Annotated in this window: 5 protein-coding genes; all 5 read right to left on the bottom strand. The window is 47.5% G+C overall.

Annotated features, from left to right (window positions below; genetic code table 11):
- Positions 1 to 21: 21 nt before the first annotated feature.
- Positions 22 to 3,654, bottom strand: a complete 3,633-nt coding sequence (locus tag ACGF63_RS13965) for a transporter substrate-binding domain-containing protein (protein ID WP_387631501.1) — start codon at positions 3,652 to 3,654, stop codon at positions 22 to 24.
- Positions 3,655 to 3,657: 3 nt separating this feature from the next.
- On the bottom strand, positions 3,658 to 4,284 hold the full coding sequence (locus tag ACGF63_RS13970) for a response regulator transcription factor (protein WP_036847224.1): 627 nt from the start codon (positions 4,282 to 4,284) through the stop codon (positions 3,658 to 3,660).
- A 16-nt stretch (positions 4,285 to 4,300) separates the two neighbouring features.
- Positions 4,301 to 5,539: a hypothetical protein gene (locus ACGF63_RS13975; RefSeq protein WP_387631504.1), complete on the bottom strand. Its 1,239-nt coding sequence runs from the start codon at positions 5,537 to 5,539 to the stop codon at positions 4,301 to 4,303.
- A 110-nt stretch (positions 5,540 to 5,649) separates the two neighbouring features.
- On the bottom strand, positions 5,650 to 8,193 hold the full coding sequence (gene tssH, locus ACGF63_RS13980) for a type VI secretion system ATPase TssH (protein WP_387631508.1): 2,544 nt from the start codon (positions 8,191 to 8,193) through the stop codon (positions 5,650 to 5,652).
- Complete coding sequence (locus ACGF63_RS13985) at positions 8,186 to 11,692, bottom strand: type VI secretion protein IcmF/TssM N-terminal domain-containing protein (RefSeq protein ID WP_387631510.1); 3,507 nt, start codon at positions 11,690 to 11,692, stop codon at positions 8,186 to 8,188. Before ACGF63_RS13985 ends, tssH begins: the two co-directional genes overlap by 8 nt.
- Positions 11,693 to 11,705 lie beyond the last annotated feature (13 nt).

Here is an 11,705-nt window from a genome sequence, read left to right on the forward strand (position 1 = left end):
TTCGGGTGTAATTCCGGCTAATTATTCGCTTTGATTCACATCTTGCAATTTTTCCAATTGCTGCTTAATCTGCTGTTGGAAATATTCCGCACGAGCCAACAACGCTTCAATCGTTTTTTCATCATAACGTTCACCCTTTTCAATACGCAGACATATACGTATTCCTTGCTGATATTGCATCAGAGCAAAAGCGCCTTTCATACGGTGTGCGTGGTGCGTAACTTTTTCATGCACTTGTTGATTTTCCGGTTGTCTCAGTTCTGCAATATCTTCCGACATCCCTTGCCACACCGCACTGAGTAATTGGTACTCTACAACAACATCTTGCTGGGCCAGCGCCCGAATCTCATCAAACTGTAACGTGACTTCGTCATTCACCTGTCGGTAATAACGGTTGATTTCTGCCAGCAATTTGCTTTGTACCAGCGGCTTGGTCAATACACCATCCATTCCCGCGTCCAGACAACGGGCTTGCTCCGTAGAAAACGCGTTCGCGGTACATCCCAGAATAATAAACGACGGTAATTGCCGTAGTCGCTCATGTTTTCTCAATAACTGAGCCAGTTCGTAACCATTCATCACCGGCATCTGGCAATCCGTCAGCACAAGGTCAAAATATCCCTCTTCCATCAGATTCATCGCCTGTTCACCACTTTCAGCCAATACAACACGATGACCCGATGGGGCTAACTGTAACGACAACACTTGTAAATTGGCTGGTAAGTCATCAACAACCAAGATATTCAGCGATTCATTGATTTCTCCTTCAATATTTTCAGTTTTTTCGCTTACCGCTTCCTTTTCAACAACACTGCGCATAAGGGGTAACATCACCGTAACCTGTGCGCCGCCACTGGGTACACCGGTGATTTTCAGGCTGCCGCCCATTAATTCAACTAACTGTACTGAGATGGGTAACCCTAACCCTGTGCCGGTTTTACCACCATTGTTTTGCGTCACCTGTACATAGGGTAGCAAAACAGCTTCATACATGGTTTCCGGGATGCCGCAACCGGTATCTGCAACCACCAGCGTGATTTCATCTTGGTTACTCTTTGGAATATGCCGATAGCCAGCGCTGATCTGCACACCACCCTGTTCAGTAAATTTAATAGCGTTACCCAGTAAGTTATTGACTACCTGAGTTACACGTGTTGCATCCAGCAGATGGTAATATTCAGACGGTAAATCGAATTGCCGGGCAAAAAACAACCCCTTTTCCTTAGCGCGATGACTAAAAGCTGCCACACAACTTCCCAGAACTTCCTGCAATGATTCTGGTTTTAAATTCAGCACCATACGTCCAGATTCTATCTTGGAGAAATCCAGCACATCGCCGATTATTCCCTGTAAAGACATTGCCGCGTGCCATGCGATATGTAATGGCGTAGGTGGCAAAGGTTGCTGTTTTACCTCCAGATCGAGAATACCGATAATTGCTTGCAAGGGCGTTCGGATCTCATGGCTCATGTGCGCCAGAAAATCTGATTTCTCCAAACTGGCAAGTTCAGCCTTATCGCGCTCCTGGCGCAGTTCTTGCGCCAACAATTTACGCTCGGTCACATCAAACCAGCCACCAATTATTCCCTGAACAACGCCTTCGGTATTGCTGTAACTCTCAAGCCACAAATAAACATCTCTGTCCTGCCCTTGGATGGCAATGCTACGGTCGGAAAAATGCGCAGGGGCACCTTCCAGACAGCGCAGAAAAATCATACTGATATCTTGCTCATCGGCAGGCTTTAAAAAGCACAAAGAAAAGAGACTACGGCCAATCACATCAGACCCGAGCGTATCCATCTCGCGGCGGAAATAGAGGTTAGCTGCCGTAACGCACATGGTCGGATCGCAGACAAACATTGGCGTAGGCATGTTATTAAATAGGGTTTCCCAATACGTCAGCAAATCCTGTAAGTTGTTTTCCGCTCTTTTACGTCGTCTGATCTGATGAGCAAGATAACTCCCCCAAAAGGCCGAACTCAATGCAATGACAAATAACGCCCCTCCCCACAATTTCGCCCAGGGAGAAATTTTACTGTCAGCATAGGGGGTCACATTTCCCATAGATAACCATTTCAGACGCAACACCCGCAGCTCATTTGGCGGCAATGCATCAATGCTTTTATTTAATATGTTAACCAATTGGGGATAATCGGGGATGATGGCGTATTGTTCCGGTTGCAATGAGCCTTCAAAAAACTGAATAGAAATATTGGTGCCATAGCGGCTTGCTTGCAGATAATCAGCACTTATTAAGCTATCAAAGGTTGCATCTGCCGCCCCGGCCAGCACCATATCAATACCTTGCGCCACGTTATCAACTTCCATGATGAAGATCTCCGGATATTGCTTTAATACTGACAGGAGAGCATGGCCGCGCTGAATCGCTACCCGATGGTGTTTAAGTTGTTCAAACTCATAGGGCGCATTACGCTCATTGCGCGTGATCATCACCCATTCCACCGTACCGTAAGGATGACTAAAAGTGAGCCAACGACGACGTTCCGGCGTACTGATCAAAGAAGTCATTTGGGCTTCGCCATCTTTAAGCAGTTTTTTAACCCCCACTGCGCCATCCGCCGGGATAAAATTAAAGGTAATGCCACTTTTTTCTCCCAGCAGACGTAAAATATCCACATCCAGGCCGGCGAGTTGCCCATCTTTATCCAGAAATGAGTAAGGCGGCGCAGTACGGCTAATCGCAACGTTGACTACAGGATTTTTTTTAATCCAGGTTTTTTCTTGCGGCGAAAAGATTGAGGTATCGCTATTGCCGCTCAGAGCCAGCCCGGAAACCCAACGTTGATAAACCTTATTTCTGATTTCGTGAGGAATGGCAGTCAGGATGAGATCTATTGTTTCAACGATACCATCGCCGTTGTGGGCAAGAAAATCATACCGCTCTCCCTGAGAAATATCCCGACGGTAAGTCAGCTTTGTAAACGGGCGAAAAGCCAGCAAGTAGGCAATCTGGCTTTGTCCGTCCAGATAAGCATCGACTTCACCATCCACCACCGCTTGTATTCCCTCCTGTTGGTTTTTCGCCACCAAAACGCTGCGGTAATGTTTACGCAATTGCTCAATGGTATTCGGGTTACTGCCTGGTGCTGCCATAATATTCATTTCTGCAAACGGCATATTTGCTTGTTCTTTGCGCACAATCAGGGCAAGCGGCTGTACCAGAACCGGGTAAGTGTCATCCCTCCTGTTTTCCGACTGGGATGAAGCAGAATGTGATAACAGCTGAATATCTCCACGTTGTAATGCGGCATAGGCTGATTCCCAGTTACCAAACAACCGGATCTCCACCGGCCTTTTCAATACAGTTTCAATCAAGCGCAGATAGTCAGCATAAATCCCTTCCAATTTGCCATCCCAACGATGGATCACCAATGGCGCACCGATACAGCAGAGAATGCCGACTTTCAGGGTGGGAAATCGTGGGATCAGCATCCCTTGCTCTTTGATAGGTAATTTGACGGGTAATGGCACAAATTCCTGAGTGATGACATTCGAATAAAACGCCACCGGTAGCCCGTCTGAAGGCAGCTCTTGCGCATTACGGTATTCAAACAGATTGAGACTCCGGCCAGGTAATGGCAACAGGAGTATCAATACAGCTAACCATCGTGATCCTTTACGGCCGCCTTTCATCTATTACAATCCCAATCCAACCTGATGCAAATAATTATAGAGCGCTGCTTCATTATCTAACCCCAATTTTTTCATCGCGCTAATTTTTTGTGCACTGATTGTCTGCTTAGTACGGTATAAACGTGCAGCGATATCATTCACACTCAATCCTTGCCCCAATAATTTAATCACTTCCAGCTCTTTGCCGGTTAACGCCTTTACAACTTCCTCGTCCGGGGATTCAATAAACTGCTTACTCAAATAAGGCTCATCGTGCCCCGTTGTACTGTACAATCCTTTCACTAACTCGTGAGACAGACTGTTTTTGTTCAAAATCGCTTTCACTTTATAATCAATCAATGACGCTATTATCTTCCGGTCACTGATCATCGTGATCACCACAACAGGCAAATTCGGATATTGCTCACGAATTCGGCTAATCATCCGTAAACCGTCGATTTGGTTATCACCTGGCATATTGAAATCCGTAATCAGCATATCCGCCTCTTTTTCCTCTAGCAGGGAAAAAAGTGTTGTAACATCATGCGCTTCCCCCGCAATCTGATAATTCTCGGGTAATGTTGCCAATATGGTGCGTAGCCCTAATAAGAAGACTGGATGATCGTCAGCAATAATGACTTGTCTTGGCATTGGTTATTTCTCCATATTATTTTCTATCCGCTATTTCACGCATAGTTCCTTCAATAAAACCGGCATTTTCGCCTACATGAACGATCAAGGCGATAATCACAGGGTTAAATTCGCCTTTACCATCAGCAATCCGAATTTTTAACGTCTGCGGTATCCGCGAGACGGAACACTTAAGCTGTTCGATTTTCTGCCGATCTTCTGTATGCACCCAGGCCATTAACTGCGACCAGCAGACGGGCGCTTTTCCACACCGCATCCAGGCCGCGTCATGATGCCAATACAGGTGCCCGTCGGCACTTAACCGAAAACAATTAACCTGTTCTTGCTCCAGCATAGCACTCATTAACAAAAAATGCGCTTTACGGCGATGTAATGCATTGATTGTGTTATACAAACAACTACAGAATAACAATGCAGGTAGGGTAAATGCGGTACTGTACCATGCCGCAATTTGCACGTTCTGTTGGAGGCTCGTTAGTGGGGATGCGAATGGCCCAAAACCAAAGATGGTTGCACTCACGATCCCTACCGTACATAAGGATAAAAAGCCGCTTAATACTAGCAAATCACCTCTTAACGCCAGTAGCATCGGCAGGCTGAAGGAAAAAAGGAGCGCTACTCCTTGCCAATGTATTTTCCCGGTTTCAGGTGGCGGGCTGGTAAACAATGCTGTCATGGCAAATACGGCTACTAACCATAAACTATAAGCTTTCCTGTCTTCAGCCCGGCTTTTCTTGTAGGTAATGCAAGAAATAACAAAAAACGTAAACGGCAGATAACTCAACACAGAGCCGACAACAATCGATAATGAAATGGATATATCGGTGGGGTAACCCAATAAATGAAGTACCCACTTTGCCATAAGTCGCTCAGTAATTCCGCTTAACGAGCAGAGTACGGTCAGATTTAAGATTTCACTTGTCCGCTTCGGAGCCCACATTGCACCGTAGAAAAATTGCCAAACCAACCCTGTCACGACCAACATTGCCACATTGATACACGAAAATATCAGTGAGACATTTACCGGTCTGCCATACCATTGGCTGGCTGTTAGTGAAATCAGAGCACCCGTTATTAACCAAACAGGCCAGTACCGTGGTGCCCTGGCGCAAAAAATGCCTTGTAACAGGCCAGCCGGAAACCACACCAATGACGACAGACTCCAGACATCACGCACTTGCAAACTTAGCAGTGCCAGCGCAAAATTAACTAGCGTAAAAATAAACCAAAAGACCACTATCTTTTTCATTTTCATCAGGATCTCATTCCGTAACATTGAATGTTACATCATAAGATAATAATAGCAGAGAAAGCAGCTTCTTACCGTAAATTGATAATGATAGATCGTGATAGTTTCTCTTGTTATTACGATAACTGTATTTGGCCTTCTATAACATCCAGCCATACATCTTCATTCACCGGTGCATCTCCTAACAGCAACTGATCTGATAATAGAGGCAAGACGAACCGGGTTAACAGGTTATCAATTTCACGGGCACCACTTTCTGCGATCTGGCATCCTTCAGCAATAAAATCCACCAGCGCATTGCTATAGTGCAACTCGCATTGGGTTACTTGACGATAACGCATCACAACTTTATTCAGTTTATGGTGCACAATGGCATGCAGCACTTCGCCATGTACCGGCAAATAAGGAATGACCTGCAAACGACCTAAAAATGCTGGCGTAAAGATACGTTGCAGTTCCGGCCGGATAATTTCCTGAATATCTTCAAGTGTTGCCGGATGAATTTCCCCCTGTATTTTCACGCCTTGCATCGCTGCACGCATCACCAAATCCGATGCGGCATTAGTGGTCAGGATAATCAACGTATTGCGGAAATTAATCTGCTGTCCTTCGGCATCTTCCATCATGCCTTTATCGAACACTTGGAAGAAGAGTTCCAGTACATCAGGGTGTGCTTTCTCAACCTCATCAAGTAGCACCACGCTGTAGGGCTGATGGCGAACCGCCTCAGTCAGCACGCCCCCTTGCCCATAACCGACATATCCTGGAGGAGAACCTTTCAGGCCGGAAACAGAATGTGCTTCCTGATATTCCGACATGTTGATGGTGATCAGATGATGTTCACCGCCATACAACTCATGAGCCAATGCCAGAGCAGTCTCGGTTTTCCCCACACCAGAAGGACCGGCAAGCATAAATACGCCGGTCGGCTTTACCGGATCAGCCAGTTGTGCTTTAGCAATCCGAATCTGACGAGCTATCTGACTAAGCGCATGATCTTGCCCCATTACCCGTTGACTCAGGCGCGTTTCCAACTGGCGTAGCACATCGCGTTCATTTTCCACCATCCGCCCAAGAGGTATCCCCGTCCAGCCGGCAACAATATCCGCGACACAGGCAGCATCAACGCAGTCAAATACATAGGCATGCTGATGGTGGCGCTGACGCAGTTCCGTACGCAGCACAGCTAACCGTTCGTTGTGTTCCTCACAGGTAAGGATATCGTTCACTAACTGACGTTGCGCGTGATATTCCGGCAAAATTTTCTCTAGTGATACCTGCAATTCGGTTTGACGCTGTGCCAACTTTTGTAATTGGGTTTCATGACCACCTTCACGCAATAATGCTTCCTGTTCGGTGGCAATGTTTGCCAGCATGGCACGCAAATCTTCAATCGGCGCAGGTTCGTCAGTCTGTGAAACGGCAACACGGGCACAAGCGCTATCCAACAGACTAACTGATTTATCCGGCAACTGACGTCCGTTGATATAACGGCTGGATAATACAACGGCTTCTGTCACCGCCTCGGCAAGCACGTTGACGCCATGATGTTTTTCCATCGCCGGCGTCATGGCGCGCAACATGGCTGTCGCCAGCTCGATCGAAGGCTCTTCAACTTTGATCACCTGGAAACGACGCGCTAACGCTGCGTCTTTCTCAAAGTACTTCTTATATTCTGCCCACGTGGTTGCAGCGATAGCACGCAATTCACCACGCGCTAACGCCGGTTTCAACAGATTGGCCGCATCGTTTTGTCCGGCCTGACCACCCGCGCCAATCAGAGTATGGGCTTCATCAATAAACAAAATCACGGGTGTGGGATATCCTTTCACCTCATCCAATAATTTCTGCAAGCGACTTTCAAACTCACCTTTTACGCTGGCGCCCGCTTGTAACAGCCCCATATCCAGCGTAAACAATTCGGCCTGTGACAGCACTTCCGGCACACGGCCATCGACGATACGTTGAGCAAGCCCCTCGATCAGTGCTGTTTTACCGACACCTGCTTCACCCGTTAATAACGGGTTGTTTTGGCGGCGACGCAGCAACACGTCAATTAACTGACGAATCTCCCGTTCACGGCCCAGAACCGGATCCAGTTTGTTATCACGCGCCGCCTGTGTCAGGTGATGAGTGTATTGCGCCAGCGCGGATTGGGTATTATCTCCAACGGGAGCGGTAATGTGCTGCGGTTCTGTATGTACCTGTGTACGCAGCCACTGTTCTATAGCATCGGTGTTACACTGTAACGCTTGCTGTAGCTCCAATGTGAGTGAATGATGCAGTGACGGATTCATTATCAGTGCCGCAATCAGCGCCTGCGAGGTAATCTGCAACGCTCCCCAGTGGGTACTGGCGTACATCCAGCTCTGTTCCATCCATTTTGTCAAGTTAGTCGCCAGTACCGGAGGACGATGATTACCGCTGCGTAATAACGTCAGTGACCGCTGGCAGGCATTCAGCAACGCGATAGCATCAATACCACCGTGGTGACACACCTGTTCCATCATCGGCATCTGTTTTTCAAACAAAGCCAGCAACAGATGCTCAATTTCCACTTCATGATGGGTACGCCGTACTGCCAGATTAGCGGCCTCATCCAGACATTGACGCGCTTCCACCGTTAATTTACTGACGATCTGTTTAAGATAACTACTCACTTTTAGGTTTCCTTAATTCATTCCAATATGTGGTGATCTGTAACGGCAACGTAGAAAGGGTTCCTTTCGCCACTACCGGTTCACTTAAATTTAACAACTGGCTGTCCAGTCGGCTGCGTTGTTCCAACAACGCCGTTTGTTGCTGCTGATGTTGCTGCCATTGCCGATACAATGCTGAAACTTCCTTCCCTCCGCTGATCTGATAGCGCACGGTGATGTTATTGATACCCAGCGCACTTAATTCATCATGTTGCTGCGGGAATGTCTGTGCCGCTAGCGTCAATTCACCACTGGAAAAGGCATGGATAAATTTCAGTAAACCATCAGTACCAACGTAGCTTTTACTTAGCGTAAGGTCGGGGAAATACACTTCAATCTGTACCTTACTGCATGATCCCGGGCTCCAGTGCAAGGTCCTGCTGTCATTGAAATTCATGCTTTTGAGTTGTTGTACGCCATCATCACAACTCAGCGTCACTGAACTGCCAACTGGCAATACCCGAGCTCCTCGGTTGGCCGTTGCGGGCTGACTAGTAATCATCACCTCCGCCGATTGATCTTGTTCCGGTTCCTGCTGTTCAGTCGCCAGTTCACGCTCACTTTCCAGCAAGTTGAGTTTCTCTTGCAGGCGCCGACGAATATCAGATGTCGATGAAAGCATGTCGTTCGGCTGGATCAGGTTATTGATATAGAAAATGAAATCATCGTTAAACGGAAAGACCACATCTTCTATTGCCTGGCGCTGAATGCCTTCAGGACGAATATCCAGCGCATACTCTGCGGTATCCCGCACGAACGCATTGCTGTACTCATACAGCCGCGAATTTAATTCCCGGCCATCAAACAGTTCCTGTCTGCTTAATTTTTCCATCGGCCAGATCACTTTGCTTTCCCACTGTGTCTGCAATTGACTAGCAGCACTTAAGAATGCATAACGCAATACCAAATGTGCATCACCCTGATAGAGTCGCCACAAGGTTTCATTGACAACTTCATTCTGTTTATTTTCGGTTTCATGACGCCACAGAGTGAAAAGATTAAATAAGGTACGTAAACCGTTATCATTCAGCTCCCCTTTCTCGTTACTCAGCGCATTTTTGACCAACAATCCGGTTTCTATATCACTAAGCAATTCACGCTGGCTATTTAACTGCACAGCCTGCCGGTAGGCGCGATAACGTGTCAGCGCGTTGTCATCCAGCTGCACAGAGATCTGCGGTGAAATGCCAAGCCATGACATGATGCGCTGGCGCAAGGAGATGTTCCCCAGCGAGATGCGTTGCATCACGTTGCTTTTTTGCACATAACCATGCAGTTGCCATAAACGCTGTTGCGTCTGCAACCAGGGCTGCTGATCTTCCTGCGCCACCGTAGATAAATCACTCTCCAACTGCTTTAAGAAGGAGATATAGGGGCTATCATATTGACCTGTTGCCAATATCAGCGCTCTCCAGTTTCTCTTGCCGCGTACCCACTCTTCCGCTTGTGGCATAACCTGGGCGAATGCTAACCATTCTGACTGGCGCTGATTCTGATACTGTTGATAAAACGAGCGCTGCAAAGGAACAAAAACTGCGGGTTTGTGAAGCGCTTGTGCCAATTCATCCAGAATCGCCTGAATATCACGCTCACCTGCCTGGGTATAAATACCGCGAATACGGGCATTAATTTTGGTGGCATCATCGCTGACCAACGGCCAGAAATCAACCAGCGTCAGCGAACGTGTTCCTACGGGTTGTTCATCGGCTAAAAGCCATTGCCAATTACCGGTATCCTCCAGTAAGGATTGCAATACATTCCGCCATTGTTCAAATTCCTGCTGTGCGTTGTCCTGCTGATACTGTGCCAGACGCAGAGCCACGCGCTGTTCTGCCGATAAAGGATCATTTTCACCGCTTAACAGTGACGCGGAATAAACTGGCATACGCTGTAAAGTTTCCAGCGTAGCGCCATGCGCCATTGCTTGTTCAATATTGATAAAACGCGCCCAATGTAAAGCCAGCAGTCGTTTTTGCGGTGCTTCAGCGTGATGAAAGCGCGCAAGCAAGTGTGTAACCACCGACTCCGGGTTGAATGCCTCAACCGGTGCTTGTTGCTGATAGTCCCTCGCCATACGTTGTTCCATCGTATGGGTAACCGGATAAAAAATCAGATGTGACAGGGTTTCCTGCAACCAATACTCAACCTGCCGATAACGCAAGTAACTGCGCTCAAGCGGGTTTACCTCATGGATATTTTCAATCTGCATGACACCACGCCAGGTAGTGGTTAATGCGTTACCTGCTCCATACACCAGCATCAAACTGAATATGATAACCAACGTGCGTTTGGTCAGTGTTCGCCAACCTGTCAGTAAGACGGCATCATTACGGTGAACCTGCCCGGGCAGAGATTCACCCAACAAACGGTGGCTGAAAACGCCTTCAATTTGCTGTGGTTCCTCCGCCTGATGTTCCGCAGTAAAAAACATGCCACGCAACAGACCATGTTCCAGATAATGATCATGATCAAATAATGCGCTCAGGTAGTAGCCCAGTGCCGGTTGCAGTTGAGCAACAGTTTCCGGCAACGCCAACACTTCAGCTTCCGGTTGTTGCCGTTGTTGATTGAGCAGTTTAAGGCGCATAGCTTTCAAGGCGTTGACAATAGTGCTCATACTCTTGTCCAGCACATCGGTGACATTACTCTCCGTATGATGCTCAATAAAATTGCCCAGCAATTCAGCACGTTGTTCTACCGATAGTTGTGCGCACCAGTGGTTAAAACCCGGCAATGTTTCACTATGTGTGAGGATCAACCAAACCGGCAGGCGGCGTTCCAGACGTATCTGTAATGGCTCCAACTGCGCCCGCACATTGCGTGCTGCAATATACAGCGCTCTGTTGTCGCTTTTTAGCAACTGCTCCACTGACAGGCAAACCAATACACCGGCGGGCTTACGGACTTGCGCGATCCAGCGTATCAGACGCATCCATGCTTGCCGGTACAAAGATTGTCCTTCGGTATAACGACCAGAAACCACCATGTACATAGCACGGCGGAAAAACCACCAGCGACAAGTAAAGGTATTCTCTGTAAGCGACGGCAGATTCTTCCCTGTCATTGGCGCCACATTACAGTGAGCTAATAGTCCCTGTTTACCATTACCACGCTCTCCCACCACCAGAAACCACGGCGGCATGGATCTGTTACGGTGTAACAGCGAACGAAACCGGCGCCAGCTTTGTAAACGTCCTCCCCACCACCAGTGCTGATACAGTAAATATTCCAGGCGATTACTTCCTTTCCGCCAGAATTTATTTACCCCGCGCAGTTTATTGGTTATCTGAGGTAAGAATGCCATTGCTCCACGCAGCAGTAATAACAACAGTAATAGGAAAAGAAACAATAACAGGCCACCTATTGTCGGCCATGAAAGTGCCACTGCAATAGCTAAACTGAGTAGCAGAAAGACAGCCATCACGCTGAACCAGCCAATGGCATAAAATAACTTTTTCATGTTTAATTTCCGA

Origin of the sequence: Photorhabdus sp. RM322S (assembly GCF_042879395.1) — a bacterium.
Classification (GTDB): domain Bacteria; phylum Pseudomonadota; class Gammaproteobacteria; order Enterobacterales; family Enterobacteriaceae; genus Photorhabdus; species Photorhabdus khanii.

Excerpts from the sequence above, each read along its gene's own strand:
- ACGF63_RS13965 (WP_387631501.1), bottom strand. The coding sequence starts at position 3,654 with ATGAAAGGCGGCCGTAAAGGATCACGATGGTTAGCTGTATTGATACTC.
- ACGF63_RS13970 (WP_036847224.1), bottom strand. The coding sequence starts at position 4,284 with ATGCCAAGACAAGTCATTATTGCTGACGATCATCCAGTCTTCTTATTA.
- ACGF63_RS13975 (WP_387631504.1), bottom strand. The coding sequence starts at position 5,539 with ATGAAAATGAAAAAGATAGTGGTCTTTTGGTTTATTTTTACGCTAGTT.
- ACGF63_RS13985 (WP_387631510.1), bottom strand. The coding sequence starts at position 11,692 with ATGAAAAAGTTATTTTATGCCATTGGCTGGTTCAGCGTGATGGCTGTC.